Genomic DNA, 21,210 nt, shown 5'->3' with positions numbered 1-21,210 from the left:
ACTCTTAAATGATGGAGAGCTTATTATTAAATGGGGAAGAAAAATAAAAAACAAGGGAAATGCTGTTTGTGCAAATTAAAAGCACAACAGCTTAGACTATTTCCGATTTCTCCAAAAAGTGGGAATGTTAATTGTTTAAGCTATGCTGCACAACAATTAACTAGATACCTTTACACAAAAATCTTTTCGCTTCAAGAGGATATTAGGGCGATCGCGGGTGTTGCTGTCTTGCCAAGTATCATCCTTGATGTTAGTGTTACCACTGTTAGTACTTTTAGTCCATTAAATTTCTCTAGGAGTAATCAAGTTGACAACACCGCATCCAGTACAGATGTCTGCGTGCAATTATGACACCAGTGCAATTGTCACAGATATCTGCGTCTTCTCGATCATCCTAAGTCCCAGAAAAGAGATATGAGTAAGAATGAATATATAGATGTAGCAGTACTACGTCTGTGCAAGTGTTCTGGATACCGCATAATTAATTTCACCACATGCCTAATTACTAAGTATTTGACCAGATTCTTCAAGAAAGCTGTTATTTAAAAAGGGGAGTAGAAGAAGTTCTTTCTTTCATGTTTAACGATCCCTCACTATGTAACTGCCTTGATATGCTTAGATTGGATTACAAAAAAAATGAGGTTAAAAATGGATATTTTCTATTTAATGAGTTTTTATTTAATGAAATTACATCTATTGATAAGCGGATCGCGAACACTTTAATAAATAAACTTGTTGTGATATTTTAAGAGTTGCTATTAATAATTTATCTTTTAGATAATGGAATCGTTACTCGAGATTTTTTACTTTTTCCAGAAACCGCATTGGATAACTACACTAAATTTAATTGTTAATTGTATTTTAGAATCTGCAAAAATCAATGATAAAAGAATGTAATTACTTCAAAGGATATGCTAATGATACTTTAGATAATTGATTTGTGACTGGTGATGATGTTATTATTAAGGGGTGGGTTGATTTTGGGTTTATTATCTCCAACAATTAACTTGTAATGTATCATAGACCAGAATTCATCAGTGTTGCAAATTGATTAGACCTCTTGCATAAATTACAAATTAAGAACCCCACCCCGTCAAAGCGTAGCTTTGTCTCCCTTCCCCGAAAACGGGAAGGAAATTAAGGGATAGGGTGTTAAGTACTTTTGCAAGATATCGATATCTATTGATTAGCAGTGTGAAATGGCTGTAGGTCTGAATATCTAGACTTGATACCAATAAATTGATGAGGTTACAGAGGAGCAAATAACCATGAGCAACTTAACATCTTTACATACCGAAGTTCAAAAAACGAAGAAAAAAAGTTTAGCCGCAGATAAAAAGCCTCGAGCTACAGATGATATTGTGCGTAGTTATCTGCAAGAGATCGGGCGTGTAGATTTGTTGACTCGCGAACAAGAGGTTATTTTTGCCCAACAAGTGCAGCAGATGATGAATTTATTAGCTGCTAAGGAAGAATTGGCTGTCAAATTAAACCATGAACCCACGCTGCAAGAATGGGCAGATCGGGTGGAGTTAAGTGTGGAGGTGCTAGAGCAACAGCTAAATTTAGGACACCAGTCCAAGCAGAAAATGATTCAGGCTAATCTCCGGTTAGTGGTAGCTGTGGCAAAGAAATATCAGCACCGGAACCTAGAATTTATGGATTTAATTCAAGAAGGTACTTTAGGTTTAGAACGGGGGGTGGATAAATTTGATCCCGCTCTTGGTTATAAATTTTCTACCTACGCTTACTGGTGGATTCGTCAAGGAATTACACGGGCGATCGCTCAACAAGGACGTACAATTCGTTTACCGATCCACGTCTTTGAGAAACTGAACAAAATTAAACGGGTGCAGCGAGAATTATCTCAACAATTAGGTCGCGTTCCGACTACTGCTGAAATTGCCACTGCCTTATCTTTGACAGCTAGCCAAGTTCGAGAGTGTTTGTACTTAGCTCGTCAACCCTTCTCTCTAGAGGCGCGAGTTGGCGAACAACAAGATACAGAATTGCAAGACATATTGGAGGATGATGGCCCTTCTCCTGAAGATTATGCCGTTGAAGAATCTCTCCACCAAGACTTACAAGACTTATTGGCAAAGCTGTCGCCCCAGCAGCGAGAAATATTAACCCTGCGCTTTGGTCTAACTGATGGGTATGAACTTTCTTTAGCACAGATTGGCGATCGCATGGGTATTAGTCGAGAACGGGTGCGTCAAATAGAACAAAAAGCTCTCAGTCTCCTCCGACGCCAAAAGGAACAAGTACGTAGTTATCTAGCTAGCTAAAGTTATTTTTTCAGAATTTAAGGCATTGAAACTCAGGAAGTCACCATAATGGCTGTATAAAATTCAGTCATTATGGGGGAAAAGAAACCTAAATAATTTCTCTTAAAGATTTGATATGAGTACACCAAAGACAGTGCAACAATTGCAGTTAGAATGGGTGACTTCTGAAAACTTTCAGCGTTATGGACAGGTGATCTTTGCAAGTCTTGATGGCAAAACTTACGATGGGGAAGATGCCCAGTTAAACCTGCAAAATGGGATTCCACGATTTTATCTTATGCGGTTGGAGAATATAGGGCGAAAGTTCCACACAATTACTCGCCATGTGCAATGCACTCAATGTCTGGGTTCTTTGGAAGGGAAGGATTGGTTAATTGCAGTTTGTCCTCCTTATAATGATGTGAATGAACCAGCATTAGAAGAGATTGCTGCTTTCCGCATTCCGGGGAATTGTTTTATCAAGCTACATGAGGGTACTTGGCACGCTGGCCCCCATTTTGACCATGAAGCTGTGGATTTTTATAATTTGGAACTAGCTGATACAAATACGGTGGATCATTTCACTCATGATTTTCTCAAGAGTCATCAATTAGAGTTTGAGATGCTTTAGGTAAGATTAGGTTTAATTATATATAGACAAGCCATTTTCCTGAATCAGTTCAACCATTTGAATCTACTTTCCACACAAGGAAAAATTAGTTCAAGTATTACGTCAGTTTGGTTATGATGTATGAATGTGTAATGTTAGCCTAGAAATTGTATCCCAGCAGAATGGTTGCGTAGAAGCTTCCACTGCCTTTGAAATTTTTCTTAAACATTCATTTTATGTCTTCTTCCAATTCTCAATCTTCTGACAAAAGCTTTGTCTACCGCGAATTTGGCAATGACAACTCCGCCGCCACAGAAAGACCGATTCCAGAACTACCCCCACAACAACAAAATCTGAAAGTACAAGCTTCCCGCAAAGGACGCAAAGGCAAAACCGTCACAGTCGTTAGCGGTTTTCAAGCGAAACCAGAAACCTTAGCAGATTTGGTGAAGCAGTTGAAAACCCAGTGTGGCACAGGTGGGACACTTAAAGACAACGAAATTGAAATTCAGGGCGAACACAAACAGAAAATTGTCGAGATTTTGACCAAGCTAGGTTACAAAGCTAAAATTAGCGGTGGCTAATCTTGAGTGTGGTTTACCGTATCTAAACCGCGATCTAGATTAAGAGAGAAAATGTTATCTTTGAGAGGTACAAATATGCTTGAACAGTGGTGAATCAGTTTGCCAACAAGCTGTCTTTTGTGAGATAAACAGGAGGTTTAAATGGATTTAGTTCGGATTCTGTGTGCCATTTTCGTACCGCCTTTGGGAGTTTTTTTACAAGTAGGTTTTGGTGTAGACTTTTGGATTAATATACTTTTGACGCTGTTTGGTTACATTCCTGGAATTATTCATGCAGTGTGGATAATTGCTAAGAAATAATTTGTTGTAGAAGTAGGTTAAGTGTACCAATATCTGTGTTAATAATTCTTATAGAGGCAATTTCTGAATTGCCTCTATAAAAAGTTTTATGAAATTAACTACTTTGTATTCGTAACTTTAATTAAACAAAAATCTCTAAGAATACTACTTTATTTTTTAAATATACATAGATACTGTACAATAAAATCCGATATCTAAATAAAAGTTGTAAAAACAATATTTATAAAGTCTTAAATGTCAGCTTTTGTGTGGCGGGAAATACCGAATCAACTCTAATTTTTTAACATAGCATAGAGCCTAAACTCTAGAAGCAAGGGGCAGACGTGCAATTGCCATTGCACAGTTGAAACGTTTAAATCTTTGATTAACCCAGTGCGTATATCTAGTACCCAGCCATGAACCATAGGCGCTTTTCGCTCATGGAGTACCTGACGCATGATGGAAGTTTGGTAAATATTTTTCACTTGCGCCACAACATTGATTTCCGCCAAGCGATTCAGACGTTCTTCTCTTGTTGGCAAAGCATCAATTTCTTCTTGTTTCTCTAAATACAGTTCCCGAATTGGATTGACCCAGTTATCAAGAATTCCGATAGTTCTCCCTTCTAAAGCTGCCTTAATTCCTCCGCAATCGTAGTGACCACAAACGATAATGTGTTCTACTTTCAGGTGTAAAATTGCGTATTCTAAAACGGCTAAAAAGTTTATATCTGTTAGAGAAACTTGATTGGCAATATTACGATGTACAAATAACTCTCCTGGTTCAGTACGGGTAAACTTTGTTAATGCCAGACGACTATCAGAACACCCAATGTATAGAAAAGGTGGTGTTTGTCCATTAGATAATTCTTGAAAGTAAGTTGGATCTAGAGCTAGCTTTTCCGCAACCCAAGCCTGATTATTCCTGAGGAGTTCATCAATACTGTTATATTTCATCTTTCGTCAAATTCGAGAGAGAATCTCATCAATATTTTATTTTAACCGATCTACAGTTTTGTCTAAATCAAGATGAACTTTCTCAAAACTAAAATCTTATAAAGATGACAATTTTTTTCAATCGGGGGCAACAACTTTGTTATCGTTATGATGGTTGATTGACCAACGGTGATCGATAGTTACAGAGGAAAACTCGCAAATTTCTTCTAGTCGCTTTTGCTGTACAGCAGCTTTACGGAGAGTAATAATTAACTGATTCACCTGATGCCGTAAATCTGGGTTATCATTTACTGCTAACATAGTTTGTCTTTCTAAGAGTTGAAGTATAAGTTCGTAGTGAATAGGCGAAGGTAGAGGAATTTGCTCCATGAAGTTAAATTTTGATTTCATATTTGGGATTTTGTATTAGTCACAGTTTGTTTCTTGTTAATAAATTGTTACATAATGAATAACTAGTTGCTTATGGCTTTGATTTGATTAGCAATGAAGATTTGGCAAAGATATTAATGATATTTGATAGCAAATTGCTGCGTGTATACGCATAGTATGCCCAATTGCTCAACTATTATGTGCAGTTGCCCTGCGCCTTTTAGGGCAGGTGGGGTGTTTCTTTCAAAAATTCCCCGGTAATATACGAGCGATCGCAGCGCCGGGATCTGGTTGTTTTACCAAAGATTCTCCAATGAGTACAGCAGATGCACCTGCTGCCAGCACTAAACTCAAATCTTCTGAGTTGTGTAGTCCTGACTCGCTGACAACAAGGATATTTTTCTCTTGCAATTGTCTACCCCTTGCAGCCAAAAGTTGGCAAGTAGTTTGCAGATCGACAGAGAAATCTTCCAAATTGCGATTATTGATTCCTACTAAGGAGACCCCATCTAAAGCTAACACACGGTCAAGTTCTGCCAAACTATGGACTTCAACCAAGGTTGCCATTTTCAGGTTGTTAGCAATTTTAAGGAAGTATTTCAAATCTTGATCGCTCAAAATAGCCGCAATCAACAAAATAGCATCTGCACCCTGAACCCGCGCCAAGTATATCTGATAAGCATAAACGACAAACTCTTTGCACAGTAGGGGCAAATCTACGGCAGCCCGAACCTTGGCTAAGTTTTCAAAACTACCTTGAAAGAACTTGACATCTGTCAGCACAGAAAGACAACTAGCGCCACCTTGCTGATAAGACAGGGCGATCGCTACTGGGTCAAAATCTTCTCGTAAAACACCTTTGCTAGGTGAAGCTTTTTTAACTTCGGCAATCAATGCTGGTTTGGTCTTACCTTGGCGCAAGGCAGCGACAAAATCACGGGTTGGCGGCGCAGTGACTACCTGTTTCAGCAATTGTTGCAAAGGAACTTTTTCCCGCATTTGGTCATATTCTACTTCTTTCTGCCAGACAATTTCTTCCAAGATGTGGTTTGGCGCTGCATCAGGCACGACAGCCTGATAACGCAATATCGATACATCAATAGCTGGGTTAGGTGAACGGCGACGGATTTGCATAATTAGTCATTAGTCATTAGTCATTGGTCATTAGTCATTAGTCATTGGTCATTAGTCATTGGTCATTTGTCCTTGTTTATTAGCAAAGGACAAATGACAAAGGACAAATGACTAAATGGCTCGTTTATAAGCTTCGTCCAGGACTTCCGAAAGTGTCGGGTGGGCGTGAACTAGATGTGCGAGATTGTGGACAGATTGACGGTTGGCGATCGCAGCTGACGCTTCATGAATTAAGTCTGAGGCGTGCAGTCCGAAAATGTGGACGCCCAAGACTTCTCCGGTGTCTTTGCGATATATCACCTTGGCAATACCGTCGGCTTCATTTTCTGCCAACGCTTTGGAATTTCCTTTGAAGTAACTCCTACTGGTGGCAATTTCAAATCCTTCGGCTTGTCCCAACTCCTTAGCTGCTGTTTCAGTTAAGCCTACATAGCTGACCTCTGGGTGGGTAAACGCCGCTGCTGGGATGCTGCGATAGTCTACTATTCTTTCCCTCCCAACTATATTTTCTACCGCGATGATGCCTTGAGCAGAAGCCGCATGGGCTAACATCATCTTCCCATTAGCATCGCCAATTGCCCACAAATGCGGCACGACTTCACCTGCTGAGAGTACTGCCATGCGATCGTCTACTGGAATAAAATTCCGCCGATCGAGTTCTACACCCACAGACTCTAAACCGAGATTTTTGGTCGCTGGGATGCGTCCCGTAGCCACCAAGCAAGCATCTACTTCGATGACATCTACATCTTCTTTGGTTTTGAAATCTGCTAACTCAATCACCACAGGTGAACCGGGAATAACTTTTTTGGCGTATATCCCGACTTTCGTTTCAATATCGCGGGGAGTAATTAGCACCCGTTCGGCAAGTTTGGCAATATCGCGGTCAAATCCTGGCATTAACTGATCTAGGGCTTCAATCAAGGTGATTTCACAACCCAAAGCTGAGTAAATATCAGAAAATTCTAAACCGATGTAACCACTACCAATAATTGCCACCCAGTCTGGTAACGACTCTAATTTGACACCTTGGTCGCTGGTAAAGACAGTTTTGCCGTCTACTTCAATCCCTGGAGGTACAAAAGGAATTGAACCTGGCGAAAGGATAATGTCTTTAGCTGTGATGGTTTTTTCACCACCGTCTCCGACGATCGAGACTTTTTGCGCCCCAGCGATTTTTCCCCAACCGTTGATAATATCGACTTTTAGACGTTTGAGGCTGTTGGTTAAGTCGCCTTGAATTTTCGAGACGAGATCGTTAGCATGATTAGCGATCGCTTGGCGATCGAATTCCACGCTACCAATTTGAATTCCCAGTGACTTGAGGTGGTGGGCATTGCGTAACTCCCGCACACGTCCAGATGCTGCCAGCAGCGCTTTAGAAGGAATACAGCCCCGATTAACACAGGTTCCTCCCATATCAGCAGCTTCAATAATTGCTGTTTTCAAACCACAACTTACGGCGTGTAAGGCTGCGCCATGTCCGCCTACACCAGCGCCGATAATTACTAAATCGTAATCATATCCTTGACTCACGTTAGTTTCCCCGTCTGCTTCGCCTATTTATTCTCAACTTGACCGACAATCAGCGCAACCCTTTTAACAGTTATCAGTTATCAGTTTTATCGCTGAATTCTAAATCCCTTACCTTACATTACCCTGACTGTTTACTGTTGACTGTTCACTGATTTCAGGTTCGGGTATTGCTAACTCAAATTATGATTCACTCACTTCTGGCGAAAATATGGATATTTTCATTATATGGGTTGGTTTTCCCAGAAAAGCGACAAGAAATTAAGTGAGTATTTGCAGGGCAATGAAACTGATTTCCAGTTCTGAGCTAGTTAATGAATTGAAATTGCAGTCTCATTCAGAATCTCCACACCTTTTTCTTTACAGCGCGTTAGCGTAACACTAAGCTGGATTTAGGATTGATCCAGAAGATTTACGCAGGCGATCGCTCGATGTCTATTCCCCAAATTAGTGAATTTACTATCCGCCGTCATGCCAACGCCAAATCTTTCCAGCGGGGCGAGGCATATTATAACGCTGGTGCTGTCAATGCCGTTATCCAACGTGGTCATCTGCTTCAGGCAGATGTTATGGGCACCGAAGCTAGACCTTATCATGTCAGCCTGAATTTCGATAGCAGTGGGTTAACCTCAGTAAAATGCACCTGTGCCTACGACTATGAAGGGTGGTGCAAACACATTGTGGCGACGATGCTCGTTTGTGCGCGTAACCCAGAAAATATCGAGCAGCGCCCCACCCTTGAGGAACTACTAAATCGCCTGAATTATATCGAAACCCAAAGGCTGCTGCAAGAGTTGGTAGCAGAATACCCCCCCCTAATTGAAGCGATTGACCGTCATGTAAGTTGGATGACGAATCCTGCTGACAACCAAACAACCATAAAATTCGTGCGCCGCAATACTCTCGATCCCGCTCCTTTTCGGCGGCAAGTACGGCAGATTCTCAAGGATACCGTGCGCTACTTTGAGGAGGGATACGAAGAAGACCCGATTGGCGAAGATTTGCTAAGTGTAGTGCAAACTGCGGTTGATTTTAGCGAACGGGGAGAAGGTGAAAATGCGATCGCTATTTTGTCAGCGATTACCTCTACTTGTGCCGAAAATTGGGATGATGTTGCCGAATACGGTGCTGAGAATGATGAAGTTGTCGCGGAATTAAATAATGCTTGGTGTGAAGCAGTTCTAATCGCCGAACTGACTCCAGAAGAAAAAGTTGATATTCAAATAAATTTGGAAGCTTGGCAAGATGAGTGGAATGCTGATTTTGGTTTAGTTATGGAGGCTTTACGCCAAGGTTGGGATTATCCGCCACTGGTACAAGTTCTCCAAGGCAACATTACTGAAAGGGGAGCATGGGAAGAAGACGTGCCAGATTATGCTGATGATTTGGCATTAATTCGCCTAAAAATTCTCGAACGTCAAGAACGTTATCAAGAATACCTGTATTTAGCAGAAGCGGAAGGGCAAACCCAGCAATATCTGACAATGTTGGGGCGTTTAGGCAGGGTGGAAGAAGCAATTGATGCTGCTCAAACCCAGATGAACTCAATGGAAGAAGCCTTTGCCCTAGCGAAAACACTCAGCGCTCAGGGGGCGTTACAGCAAGCACTAAATATAGCCCAGAGTGGATTAAATTTACCGGGTAATTGTCAGTATGAATTGGGAATTTGGACAAGTGATTTAGCTAGTGAGTTAGGTAATAGTGAAGCTGCTTTATTAGCAATCAAGGCGGCTTTTCAAGTAAAGCCCTCCTTTGTGGATTACCAAAGGATGGCAGAATTAGCTGGGGAAAACTGGGAAAGTGTCAAAACAGACCTACTGAGAATTGTCCGTACTTATAGTGGTTGGGGAACAGAATCAGTCAAGGTGGATATATTTTTGCATGAGGGGCTAATTGATGATGCAATTGCGATCGCTAGCGAACTAAGTTCCGATCGTTCAGAGTTAATTCACCGAGTTATGGATGCTGCTATGTCTTATAATCCTGGTTGGGTGATTGCTAATGCTCGTCGCCGTGCCGAAAAGATTATGGATGCAGGTAAAGCCGAATACTATTATTACGCGGTTGAATGGTTGAAAAAGGCGCGTAATGCCTACCTGGAATCTGGGAAGAAAGCTGACTGGTTAAGCTATCGGGAAAACTTGATGCAAACCCACGCTCGTAAACGTAAATTGATGGGAATGTTTCAGCAAAGTGGTATGGAGTGAAGAAGGCAGCAGGTAGGAGGTTTGAATGAGCGGTGTAGGCTTATCTTTCAGAAACGCACAAGGGGAAGACCTACACTGATTGCAGCACACTAAATCAGAAATTTGATATCAGATTTAAACTGCAAAAAAAGCACGGAGATGCTAGGCATAGCTTGCTTCCACGTAGTGGTATGGTAAGTCTTTGACTACATAAATTTTGCCTACCAAAGATTTCGGGCAACGCATAATTAATTGAATTTCACCAGATATCTCATTAATACTTTTAAGTCTGCAATCACCAGATGATTTAGCTTTTAATTGAGATTTGCTCAAAATATCAACTTTAGCGACAAAAGATGAAGTAAGATTCACATCTGAAGCAGTCCCGGTATAATCCCATAGTTACTGACAAAAAATAGTCCAGTGCGATGATTGATAAATACCCTCAGAATCTTATAGTGTCCTGCTTACCGCTGAGTATGTTTCTATTACTTAGCAGTACATATTTAAGTCCACTGAAAGCTCAGGCTGTTGATACTACACAATTACCAACTAGCGATTTCATCTTATCACAACAAATTCCACCACCACAGGATATCCAACCACCCACACCTTCACCACTTCCCTCACCTGAAGTGCCACAGCCACTCCCCCCACCAGCAGAACTACTTCCACCCTCTGCCCCAACTCCCACACCTGATACACCACTCCCTGGCAACTTTCCTCAAACTATTGTTGTTGAACGCTTTGAAGTTGTTGGTAGCACAGTTTTCAGTGCCCAAGAATTAGCCCTCGCCACTGCTGAATTTACCAAACGACCGATCTCACTGACTGAAGTGTATCAAGCACGTTCTAAAATCACCGAGCTATATGTCAAAAATGGTTACATTACTTCTGGTGCCTATATTCCACCTCAAACAATCCAATCTGGTGTTCTCAAAATTCAGGTGGTCGAAGGTAAATTAGAAGATATTCAGGTAACTGGAACTCGGCGGTTGAATCCGAATTATGTCCGTAGCCGACTAGCAATCGCGACATCACCACCTCTGAATCGCCAGCGTCTATTAGAAGCCCTGCAACTTTTGCAACTTAATCCTTTGATTCAAAACGTGACTGCTGAACTCTCAGCAGGATCGCGGACGGGTACGAGTCTTTTGGAAGTTAAAATCAGTGAGGCAAAAACTTTTAGTGGCCAAATAGTTCTTGATAATGGGCGATCGCCGAGCGTTGGCAGTTTTCGACGCGGGTTAAGATTGAATGAAGCCAACTTACTCGGATTGGGGGATGGTCTGAGTGTAGGCTACACCAATACTGATGGTAGCAACTCCTTTGACGCTGGTTACACATTGCCTCTTAATCCCCGCAACGGAACGCTTACCTTTAACTATGGCACTACGTCGAGCAATGTCATTGAGCCTCCTTTCGACTTTTTAGATATCGAATCGGCTTCTCGCTACTACGAACTGACATTTAGGCAGCCAATAATCCAAACTCCTACACAAGAATTTACTCTGGGGTTAACAGCTTCCCGACGCGAAAGTGATATCTCATCCTTGTTACAGAGAGAAGGGGTTCCCGCCTCTGAACTTTCGCCTGGTGCTGATGATCGGGGACGCACTAGGGTATCGGCGTTGCGATTTTTTCAAGAATGGACGAGTCGTAACAGTCGGGAAGTCATCGCCCTACGCTCTCAATTCAGCTTGGGCATAGATGTGTTAAATGCCACAGTCAATCAAGATGCTCCCGATAGCCGTTTTTTTGCTTGGCAAGGGCAAGCACAGTGGGCACGCCTTTTAGCTCCTCAAACCTTATTATTATTACGTTTAAATACGCAACTAGCATCTACAAAACTTCTGCCTATAGAGCAATTTGGCTTAGGTGGGCAGGATAGCATTCGCGGCTACCGTCAAGATTACCTACTGACAGATAATGGCACTTTTGTTTCTGCGGAAGTTCAAGTACCAATTTTGCGCTTCCCGCAGATAAATAGCACCTTACAGGTTATCCCCTTTGTGGATTTTGGTGTTGGCTGGAATACTTCTGGTAAAGACAATCCCGATCGTAATACTTTAGCAGCTGTTGGTCTGGGGTTGCGTTGGGCACAGGGCGATCGCTTCACCGTTCGTCTTGACTGGGGTATTCCTTTGGTATCTGTTAACAACTCAAATGAGAGAACATTACAAGAAAACGGTCTGTATTTTAGTTTACTCTATAATCCTTTTTAACCGCTGTTCATGTCCACCCTCAACTCTGAATAGGGTGGATATAGACAGCAGTCAATGATGAAAATATAAACATTATCTAAGCTTTTATAAAAAAGACCCTGGGTTATGATTCCAGGGTGAATACACGTTTTTCAGGCATTAATAGATTGAATAATAACTTTGTAAAATAGTTATTTCTACTATCTATAGAATGATACAAAAGTAGATTTAGTTATTTTAGTCGATCAATACATCTGCCATTGGGGGTATACAAATATTGGAAGAGGCAAGTTATCTGGCAGTATTCTGATTGGATTAACCTTCAAATGCGGCTGTAATTAATCCATATAATTTAAGCTAATTTAATTTTTTAGGACTTACGCACTTTACACATTGACCATTATGTGAAAACTCAGCTTTTTAAGCTAAAAGTCTTACCCTGTCTCGTTCCCAAGCTGTGCCTGGGAATGCGTTCAAGTAGGCAGAGCCTACTTGTTTGACTCTAGGCAGAGCCTTCCATAAGAGCATTACAAGGCAGAGTATTGTAACGAGAAGTAACTCACAGTTGGCTGTCTTTGTCAATGCGTAAGTTCTAGTTTTGTTAGGCGCATAAAAACACATCAAAAATTGGCGTTGATGAATCAAGGGATGATTCTTGTAGGGTGGGCATCTTGCCCGCCTCGAAATATAAGGGACGGCAAGATGCCCATCAAACAAACAAAATCATCCCGCAAATATGCAAGGCCCAAAAATTAAATGTAATTTCTTGGGAGATATCCGCAAAATAATCTGTGGTCAAGGAAAATAACTTAAGTGTTTTTAGGTAGTTTCACGGTAAATAAACTACCTTTTCCTAGTTCAGAAGCTACCTGGATAGTTCCTGCGTGCCCTTCTATAATGCGATGGGATAGATGTAGTCCTAAACCACTACCTGAGCGTTTATTTCTGCCTTGGCGAAATCGCTCGAAAATTGTTGCCCGATCTTCTGCCGCAATCCCATATCCTGTATCTTGTACCTCAATTATTACCGAATCTGGATCTCCTGGATTAGATGATGTTTCATAAATGCGGATTGTTATGCCTCCTGTATCTGTAAATTTGATGGCATTTGCAATCAGGTTGTTTAACACTCGCCGTAACTCTAAGCGATCGCCCATGATAATAGCAGCGTTTGGACTCAGTGGATCTAATTGACGGGTATCAATTTTCAGAGTCAAGCCTTTTTCATTAGTTAGAGGACTTAGTTCGCTGACTACTTCTTGAGATATCTCAGATAAATCGCATTCCTCCCAATTCAAGGTTTTTTTACCTGCCTCGAAGCGATAGACTTCTAACAGGGTGTTCACCATTTCCATCAAATTTTGGTTACTGCGAATCATAACTGCGATCGCTTGTTTCATTTCCGGGGAAATTTTGCAGAATGTTTCCATTTCAAACAAATTCAACATCCGATCGGCGGCTACTAGAGGAGTTCGCAAGTCATGAGTCAAACGGGAAACAAAATCTTCCCGTTGGCGGGCCATTTTTTGCTGTTCGTCCAAACTGTGCTTGAGACGTAATAGCGATCGCACTCTTGCCAGTAGTTCATCAGTATCAAATGGTTTACGAATAAAATCATCAGCACCAGCATCCAAACCTTCGACAACGCTGGATTGATGAAAAGCAGTAATTAATAGGATTGGAATATAAGAGATTGCAGGATTATTCCGAATCCGACGTGTGACTTCATAGCCATCTATCCCCGGCATCATTACATCTAACAGAATCAGATCGGGTGGAGATTGCTCAATTTTCCGTAAAGCCTTTATTCCATCTGAAGCCAAATCAATTTCATACCCCTCACTTTCTAAAATTGCTTGAACCAAAATGAGATTATCTTGAGTGTCGTCAACTGCTAAGATACGATAAATTTTATTATTTTCAACTACAGACATGATTTATAAATTTTTATCAGTTTTTTTGGAAGTAATTTTTAAATTTAGGATATTCTATTGGTGCTTTCCTAGATTGAGAAGATGACTGGTGAGGATTTTTAGCAGGGCAAAAAAAATCTTCGTTATCGTTATCTAACTGTGAAGCTGGAGCATGGCCTGCTACAGTCGGTAATCTAATTTGACGTGGTAATTCAATTTTAAACATTGAACCCACCCCCAATTTACTCTCCAAAAATATTTTACCGCCCATCATTCGCACTAGCGAATCTATAATTGCCAAACCCAGACCTGTACCTGGATATTTGCGAGTGATAGTTTGATCGACCTGCCGAAATGCTTCAAAAATATGCTTAAAATCTCTGGGGGCTATACCTATACCTGTATCTTGAACGATAATTACCACTCGATTTTCCGGTAGTTCCTTAACCTCAACCCAAATTTCACCAGATTCTGTGAATTTAATGGCGTTGGAAAGTAGGTTAATCAAAATCTGTTTAACACGAACCGGATCGTTAAATACCAAAGGATTTTGCAAATCGGTTTGTACTAACAATGAAAGATTTTTCGCATCAGCTAGGGAACGCATTTCACTGACAACAAGATTGATTACCTTTGATATATCAAATCTTTCTGCCTTTAAATCTAATCCTCCTCCCTCCAGCTTGGAAAAGTCGAGAACTTCATTGAGTAGCATCAGTAAATGCTTCCCATTATTCAAAATGCGCTCAACCATATCTGCTTGCTGGCGCGTTAGCTGACCGAATTTAGGACGCAGCAGTATTTGCGAAAAACCAATAATCGCATTCATCGGCGTTCTAAGTTCGTGAGATATAGTTGCCAAAAAAAGTGATTTTAGACGTGATGCCTCCAATAGCTTGAAGTTTTGCATTTGAATCTGTTGTTGTTGTCTCTCCAATTCTTGGTTCTGACAAATGAGTTGTTCATGAGTTTCTCTGAGTTGCTGATTTGCCAAATCCACCTGCATTTCCGCCCGATAAATCCGAATCACATTCCGCAAAACCTGCGACAAAGTTTCTGGAGATATTCTAGATTTAGAGAGATAGTCTGTAGCACCAGCTTTCAATAATTGGAGAGTTATTTGTTCATCTCCTTGACCAGTTAGGACTACTAAAGGAACTTTAATTTCTGAAGAACCTAGCTGTTGAATCAAAGTTAATGCATCCCGATCTGGTAAGGAATAGTCGAGGAAAACACAATCGTAAGCAGTAACGCTTAAGACAGAGAAAGCATCATTACCATTGCCTACTTCAGACAGTTGCATCTGAACACCTGCTGTAGTCAGGGCAGAACGGATTGCTATCCGGTCTACTTCGTCATCGTCTACAACCAAAATTTTCAGCGTCTCTTCCATCGGTTTTTATTTTCGCCGCCAAACATAGGTTGATGTATATATTTCTCTTTTCAGATTATCCAATTAAAGAATATAAGATTTTCGGATATCTAAAACCTATAATTTGATTGATTAAGATATTTTGCATAAGATCCACTTTAATACCTGCCTGACATTCACCACATCAACTTTGTTATCCTCCATTAGTAGTATGTCGATCGCTCTTTCGGGTCTTTCCTTGGGTTTAATTGAGTCTGTTGTATCTTTAATCTGGTTAATTTACCAGATTCTGGTAACTAAACTCCTAGCAAATGACCAATGTCCTGCAAAAAATTAGTAATTAACAAGCACACACCGCTGATATAAAGTAAAATAAAATACTTTACCAAGCTTAAAACAATTGTAGATGAGCGAGCAAGCCACCGTCGTCAGTCATTGGTGAGAGTTGCATCCGATTATCGTGTACCATAAGCTTGAACAGTTTTATCTATCAGGTTAGTGAGACTAGGTAAATAAAAAAGTAGTATCTATAGCTATTTGTGAATCTGAAGTAATTCTAGCTCCTGAAATTTCAACAATTTTCTTAGCGATCGCCACATCTGTGTTAGTATTTATCCAGGTATATCGAACTTATAGATGTTCGCAAAATTACCAAAGCTTAATTCCGAAGAAAGGTTCCCGACAAAAGTTAGGCAAAAATTCAAAACTTAAAAGGGGAGAGGTTCGCACAGAGCGGCTTGTATTATATCCTGTGAAAAGTCAGACGGACAAGTTCGTTACAAAGGACTAGGAATTACTTTACTGTTTCTGATTTCAACAAATTTTAACGCTTGCCTGATTCCCTTCCATGAGGATCTCTATTGGCTCTATCAATCGGATGAATCCAAAGGTTTGATTAAAATCGCTCGCAAGCAGCTTTTACTTTCTCGTAAAGCAACTTTCACACGGTGTAATTTTTTCATTTTCGTAAGCTTTTTTTAAGTTTGATTCAAAATAATACTAATTAACTAATGGAACATGGCAACTCAAAGCTGAATTATTGGCAAGGAGGAGCAATTTAGCATTCGTTTCAATATTTCATACTTTTTGTGTAAGTATCTATATATCTCCAGCTAGATTTGTCCTCTATCTAAATGTAAAAATTTTGGCTATTTGTTATTTCTATCGGTGGATGCAGACAGGCTGAAATATCATCTATCTTGAGTTTGGGAAAATAATAGATAATAGTTACGAAAGGCAATACTTTGAAAGATGCAAACAGCGCAAGAGTGAGTGTAGCGATGAATGAAATTAGTATTATTTTAATTGAAGATCATGACTTAACGCGAATGGGGCTACGAGCAGCATTACAGTCTCATAGTGCATTGAAAGTAATTGGGGAAGCGGCAAATGCTACCCAAGGGTTAAAACTTTTAGAAACGGCAAAGCCAGATGTAGCGGTAGTAGATATCGGCTTGCCTGACATGGATGGCATCGAACTCACTCGCAAATTCAAACGCTCCCAGGCTGAAAATGGTGGGCAATCTACTACAAAGATTCTCATCTTGACAATGGATCATACAGAGGATGCTGTACTTGCAGCCTTCGCAGCTGGCGCTGATTCTTATTATATGAAAGAAACCAGCATCAGTAAATTAACTGAGGCAATTCAAGCAACTCACGGCGGTAACTCTTGGATCGATCCGGCAATTGCCAACGTGGTATTGCGGAAGATGCGCCAAGGTATTCCTGGAGAAAGTCAAGGTTCTGACAAGCCGAAGACTGTAAAAATTGAGGCGCTGGCGACAGAATACGAGCAAGTTTTGGAAACATACCCTCTGACTCAACGGGAACTGGAAATCCTAGAGTTGATTGTAGCTGGGTGTAGCAATGGGCAAATTGCCGAAAAACTCTACATTACAGTTGGTACTGTCAAAACGCATGTTCGTAATATTCTAAATAAACTATGTGCTGATGACCGTACCCAAGCTGCTGTGAGGGCCTTACGTTCGGGGTTGGTGGCGTAAGGGATTAGGGACAAGGGAGATGAGGGGACAAGGGGATAAGGAGAATAACCTGCCACAATGCCCCATACCCACTGCCCCATTATCCCAATTTTTCCCGCAAGCAATTAGCAATACGTAGTGCTGCTCCCGGTTTGCCCATACGTCGCCCACCATTTTCAGCAATAATTTGCAAATTATCAGGATTTTTGAATAGGGATTGTACAACCTTCGCTACTTCTGCTGGTCGATCGATTAAAATCAAAGACGATCCGAGAAGACGACTTTGAGATTCAGCAAAGCCAGGGTTATATTGTGGGCCATTACCGGGAATTGCGATCGCAGGTTTGCCTAAACCGATAAACTGTTCTGTGGCTGTACCTGCCATTGCGATCGCTATATCTCCCAAATGCAAGCAATCATTATAGGCTTTTTGGGTCAATAGCATATACGCATTTCTCTGTTTAAATGTCAAGACATTTGGATCGCGAAGTTGGATAGGAGATGCTGATTCAGCGCGCCAGCCTTGGGATTGCACACTTTTGGATAAAATATTAGAGTCTAAACCAGGAGCGATCGCACCTAAAAATACTACTGTGTTAGAAGTATAAAAGATTGAATCTCGCTGTTGAAAACTTGTCATCAATGCAGATACAGCAATCATAATTGTTTCCCAGTTGCTGTATGCTTCTGGCGGACGAGAACCAGGAAGAAGAGTCACTACAAAAGGTCGAACTGTCTCTTGCTGTTGGACATTCTGACTATAAAATTGTTGGCGTGAAAACGTCGGTTCTAGACCATCCATCATGGGATTACCCAAATGGAAAGCTGGAATTGGCCATTGTTTTAATGTTTCCGTTGTCAGCGCGTCTCTAAGAAATACAGCCTTACAACGGCGACGACTCATTAACCAACGTTCCCAAGGATGGTAAACTGAACCAGAAAAGTTTTCCCAACCTGCGTCTTTAGCTTTTCGTGGTAATAATCCAGCTTCATCTCGCACATAATATTCAGATTTTGCCGTACCGATAAAAGCATAATTAGCGCCACTGAATGTTGCAAACAACAGCGGCAAAATATCTCCCACTGCTAAAATCGCTCTTCTATTACCTAATTTTTTTTGAGAACTCACCCAACGGCGGATAGCTTTAATTTGGCTGAGGGTAAGTTTCAATAAACCACCGCGTACATCCCGCGCGAATTGGCGGCCATCCATATAAATAAAGCCGCCAGAAGGCATATTCAGGACTGAACCGATAAAGGGGACATCCAACTGTTCGTAAGCACGTCCTTCACCCACCAGAGGCAAAGCAAATATCTCTGGTGGGTTTGGTTGTCGTTGGAGTTCTTCCAAAATCCGAACTGCGATCGCATCTTCCCCATGACCATTACTTAATACAAGTAACCGCAAAGGAGAAGTTGCAGATTGAGAGTTAGAAGCTAGGGATGACCGAGATAGATTACTCATAAGAAACAAAATATCAAAATTAACTGTCTGTTTGGGTAAGAGGTATAAATAGGGAAATCGACGAAGAAGCTGGAAGTTAGTATTATCCCTATTCGCTAGCGTCTCTACAACTAACTCCCAGTTAATTAGGTTAAATATTATGCGAGTTTCTACTACTGCTATTTTTACTTTAGCTACTTTAGCTGCTGGCAATGTTACTCAGCAAGCAACGGCTGCACCTGCTAAAACCGTTACGCCAACTGTAAAAGCTGGTAACTTGGTGGTGCCGATAATTGAAGACACTCCCGCACGGGTAGAGACAATTGCTTCCCCAGAAACTATAGTTGCACAACAATTTTCCCAAAATCCCGTCACCGTGCAAACAGGTGCAAACAAAAATTCCCCAGTAGTCTTAAAATCAACAGACAAGGGAAATTCATCAGTAACGCTTCTTCCCACTCCCTCTTTTTCTCCTTCATCTCCCAAAACTCCTGCGACTGAAGGTGATTTGGTAGTTAGAGCTACAGATGTACAGGTGGTGGGAGCCAATCAAGAATTACAGCAAATCATTCGCCAGGTAATCAAAACTCAGGCTGGTGGAGAAACCAGTCAAAGCCAGCTACAAAGAGATGTAACTGCAATTTTGGATACAGGTTTATTTAGCAATGTCAGTGTGAATAGCTTTAGCACACAGGCTGGATTGAATGTAGTATACCAAGTCCAACCAGTGATTGTGCGATCGCTGCAACTATCTGGTGCTAAAGTACTTACCTATCAAGTCGCCCAACAACGTTTGCAATCTCAGCTTGGAACCACCATTAGTCCCAGTGGATTGCAAGAAGCAGTAGCACAAATTAACAAGTGGTACGCCGACAATGGTTATAACTTAGCACGGGTGTTATCAATTAAACCCAGTTCTCAAGGCATTCTCACTGTGAATGTTGCTGAAGGTTTGGTGAGTGATATCAAATTCCGCTTTGTCAACGATGAAGGTAAAACCATTGATAGCAAGGGTAATACCGTTGGAGGACGCACCAAAGCAGATTTCTTACAACAACAACTCAAGTTAAAAACCGGTCAAATTTTCCAAGAAAATGTCGTTAAACAAGACATTCAACAGCTATATCGTACTGGTTTATTTGAAAGTGTGAATGTTGCCTTAGAAGGAGATGCGACAAAACTCGATCTAGTCTACCAACTCAAAGAAACTGGGGCGCGTGGTGTTAACTTGGGTGGTAGTTACAATGCCGATCAGGGATTGGTAGGTACAATCAGCTATCAAGATCAGAATGTCGGCGGTGTGAATGATACTTTAGGTGTGAATGTTGGTGTAAGTAGCCGAGACTTGCAGTTTAATACCAAATTTACTAGCCCCTATCGGATAACTAACCCCGATCGCTTCGGCTACACTGTAAATGGTTTTCGTAGTCAAGAACTTTCGGAAACCTTTGATGACAAGATTAAGCTAGCTAACGGCGACAAAGTGCGAGAAGGTCAAATTGGCGGTGGTGTCAGTTTGCAGCGACCAATTGACGACTGGAATACATCATTAGGATTAAACTATACTCGAACTAGTATTCGCGATCGCCAAGGTAATATTACCCCAACTGACGTTCAGGGCAATCCCCTCTCTGCGAGTGGAACTGGTATTGACGACCTAACTACCGTATCCTTCACCGCCACCAAAGATAAACGAGATAATCCCCTCAATCCAACTCAAGGTTCCGTTCTAAGTCTGAGTACAGAACAATCTGTGCCCATCGGCGAAGGTAATATTTCCCTCAATCGTCTCAAAGCTAACTACAGCCAGTATTTACCAGTGCAGTTATTTAACAGCAAACAGCCACAAGTATTTGCAGTGAATGTCCAAGCTGGTACCGTCCTTGGAAATTTACCGCCCTACGAAAGTTTTAACTTGGGTGGTTCCAACTCAGTGCGCGGTTACGATTCTGGAGAAGTTGGCAGTGGGCGCAGTTATGTGTTGGCTTCGGCAGAATACCGTTTTCCCGTTTTACCAATCGTAGGTGGTGTATTGTTTGCCGACTTCGCCTCAGATTTAGGTTCTGGTGATACTGTATTAGGAGATCCGGCGGGTGTACGAGATAAACCAGGTTATGGTTTTGGTTATGGGGCCGGAGTGCGACTAAATTCACCACTAGGCTTAATTCGGGCTGACTATGGCATTAACGACCAGGGAGAAAGCAAAGTGCATCTGGGAATTGGGCAACGATTTTAGTTTGAGTTTAGGTATTGCTGAGAAAGTCATATCCAAAAACTAAATATGCGTTATCCGAAACCCTTGTAGAGACGTAGCAGTGCTATGTCTCTACATTCTTTTTAGCTCATATCTCTATTAGCGATCGCCTTTGAAAAT

General features: G+C 41.3%; 17 protein-coding genes. 9 read left to right on the top strand and 8 right to left on the bottom strand.

Translation table 11 applies throughout. The features are described from left to right. Window positions 1–66: 66 nt before the first annotated feature. The 5 genes from V7K84_RS30560 to V7K84_RS30540 all read left to right on the top strand — a co-directional run bounded on the left by V7K84_RS30560 (window position 67) and on the right by V7K84_RS30540 (window position 3,761). Window positions 67–351 (top strand): hypothetical protein, encoded by a 285-nt coding sequence (locus V7K84_RS30560; protein ID WP_334843760.1) that lies wholly within the window; start codon window positions 67–69, stop codon window positions 349–351. Window positions 352–1,268: 917 nt separating this feature from the next. After that, a complete protein-coding gene (locus V7K84_RS30555; RefSeq protein ID WP_257235816.1) occupies window positions 1,269–2,288 on the top strand; it encodes an RpoD/SigA family RNA polymerase sigma factor in 1,020 nt (339 codons plus the stop codon). A 115-nt stretch (window positions 2,289–2,403) separates the two neighbouring features. After that, the gene (locus V7K84_RS30550; RefSeq protein WP_334843758.1) at window positions 2,404–2,898 is read left to right on the top strand and encodes an ureidoglycolate lyase; all 495 of its coding nucleotides are present in this window, start codon (window positions 2,404–2,406) and stop codon (window positions 2,896–2,898) included. Window positions 2,899–3,113: 215 nt separating this feature from the next. After that, complete coding sequence (locus tag V7K84_RS30545) at window positions 3,114–3,461, top strand: translation initiation factor (protein WP_094349804.1); 348 nt, start codon at window positions 3,114–3,116, stop codon at window positions 3,459–3,461. A gap of 141 nt (window positions 3,462–3,602) precedes the next feature. Continuing rightward, window positions 3,603–3,761: a YqaE/Pmp3 family membrane protein gene (locus tag V7K84_RS30540; RefSeq protein WP_069072139.1), complete on the top strand. Its 159-nt coding sequence runs from the start codon at window positions 3,603–3,605 to the stop codon at window positions 3,759–3,761. Window positions 3,762–4,033: 272 nt separating this feature from the next. Here the strand turns inward: V7K84_RS30540 and V7K84_RS30535 are convergent, their stop codons facing one another. From V7K84_RS30535 to lpdA, 4 genes are all read right to left on the bottom strand, one after another. Beyond that, entirely contained in the window at window positions 4,034–4,696 is a 663-nt protein-coding gene (locus V7K84_RS30535) for a carbonic anhydrase (protein ID WP_334843756.1), read from the bottom strand. A gap of 117 nt (window positions 4,697–4,813) precedes the next feature. Beyond that, on the bottom strand, window positions 4,814–5,065 hold the full coding sequence (locus V7K84_RS30530; protein ID WP_094349807.1) for a DUF5340 domain-containing protein: 252 nt from the start codon (window positions 5,063–5,065) through the stop codon (window positions 4,814–4,816). A 243-nt stretch (window positions 5,066–5,308) separates the two neighbouring features. Continuing rightward, window positions 5,309–6,199: an indole-3-glycerol phosphate synthase TrpC gene (gene trpC / locus V7K84_RS30525; protein ID WP_334843755.1), complete on the bottom strand. Its 891-nt coding sequence runs from the start codon at window positions 6,197–6,199 to the stop codon at window positions 5,309–5,311. 111 nt (window positions 6,200–6,310) lie between these two features. Next, window positions 6,311–7,735 (bottom strand): dihydrolipoyl dehydrogenase, encoded by a 1,425-nt coding sequence (lpdA, locus tag V7K84_RS30520; RefSeq protein WP_334843753.1) that lies wholly within the window; start codon window positions 7,733–7,735, stop codon window positions 6,311–6,313. A gap of 428 nt (window positions 7,736–8,163) precedes the next feature. On the opposite strand from lpdA, the gene V7K84_RS30515 reads away from it, so the two are divergent. Beyond that, window positions 8,164–9,939: an SWIM zinc finger family protein gene (locus V7K84_RS30515; RefSeq protein ID WP_334843784.1), complete on the top strand. Its 1,776-nt coding sequence runs from the start codon at window positions 8,164–8,166 to the stop codon at window positions 9,937–9,939. Between the two features lie 141 nt (window positions 9,940–10,080). Here V7K84_RS30515 and V7K84_RS30510 read toward each other — a convergent pair whose 3' ends face one another. Next, a complete protein-coding gene (locus tag V7K84_RS30510) occupies window positions 10,081–10,290 on the bottom strand; it encodes a hypothetical protein (protein ID WP_334843752.1) in 210 nt (69 codons plus the stop codon). Between the two features lie 107 nt (window positions 10,291–10,397). On the opposite strand from V7K84_RS30510, the gene V7K84_RS30505 reads away from it, so the two are divergent. Next, a complete protein-coding gene (locus V7K84_RS30505) occupies window positions 10,398–12,143 on the top strand; it encodes a ShlB/FhaC/HecB family hemolysin secretion/activation protein (RefSeq protein ID WP_442941025.1) in 1,746 nt (581 codons plus the stop codon). Between the two features lie 788 nt (window positions 12,144–12,931). Here V7K84_RS30505 and V7K84_RS30500 read toward each other — a convergent pair. Both V7K84_RS30500 and V7K84_RS30495 read right to left on the bottom strand, forming a co-directional pair. Continuing rightward, a complete protein-coding gene (locus V7K84_RS30500; RefSeq protein ID WP_334843749.1) occupies window positions 12,932–14,056 on the bottom strand; it encodes a hybrid sensor histidine kinase/response regulator in 1,125 nt (374 codons plus the stop codon). 16 nt (window positions 14,057–14,072) lie between these two features. Then, window positions 14,073–15,428 carry an ATP-binding response regulator gene (locus tag V7K84_RS30495; protein WP_334843748.1) on the bottom strand — a complete coding sequence of 452 codons (1,356 nt, stop codon included), beginning with the start codon at window positions 15,426–15,428 and terminating at the stop codon, window positions 14,073–14,075. 1,259 nt (window positions 15,429–16,687) lie between these two features. On the opposite strand from V7K84_RS30495, the gene V7K84_RS30490 reads away from it, so the two are divergent. Continuing rightward, entirely contained in the window at window positions 16,688–17,413 is a 726-nt protein-coding gene (locus V7K84_RS30490; protein WP_094349814.1) for a response regulator transcription factor, read from the top strand. A gap of 79 nt (window positions 17,414–17,492) precedes the next feature. Here the strand turns inward: V7K84_RS30490 and V7K84_RS30485 are convergent, their stop codons facing one another. Next, window positions 17,493–18,857: a lipid-A-disaccharide synthase-related protein gene (locus tag V7K84_RS30485; protein WP_334843746.1), complete on the bottom strand. Its 1,365-nt coding sequence runs from the start codon at window positions 18,855–18,857 to the stop codon at window positions 17,493–17,495. Between the two features lie 139 nt (window positions 18,858–18,996). Between V7K84_RS30485 and V7K84_RS30480 the strand changes: the two genes are divergently transcribed. Then, window positions 18,997–21,072 (top strand): outer membrane protein assembly factor, encoded by a 2,076-nt coding sequence (locus tag V7K84_RS30480; RefSeq protein WP_334843743.1) that lies wholly within the window; start codon window positions 18,997–18,999, stop codon window positions 21,070–21,072. Window positions 21,073–21,210: the final 138 nt, after the last annotated feature.

The sequence above is a fragment of the Nostoc sp. genome (genome assembly GCF_036917315.1).
GTDB lineage: Bacteria > Cyanobacteriota > Cyanobacteriia > Cyanobacteriales > Nostocaceae > Nostoc.
Note: the sequence above shows the minus strand (reverse complement) of the source record. Positions and strands in the feature narration are given on the sequence as shown.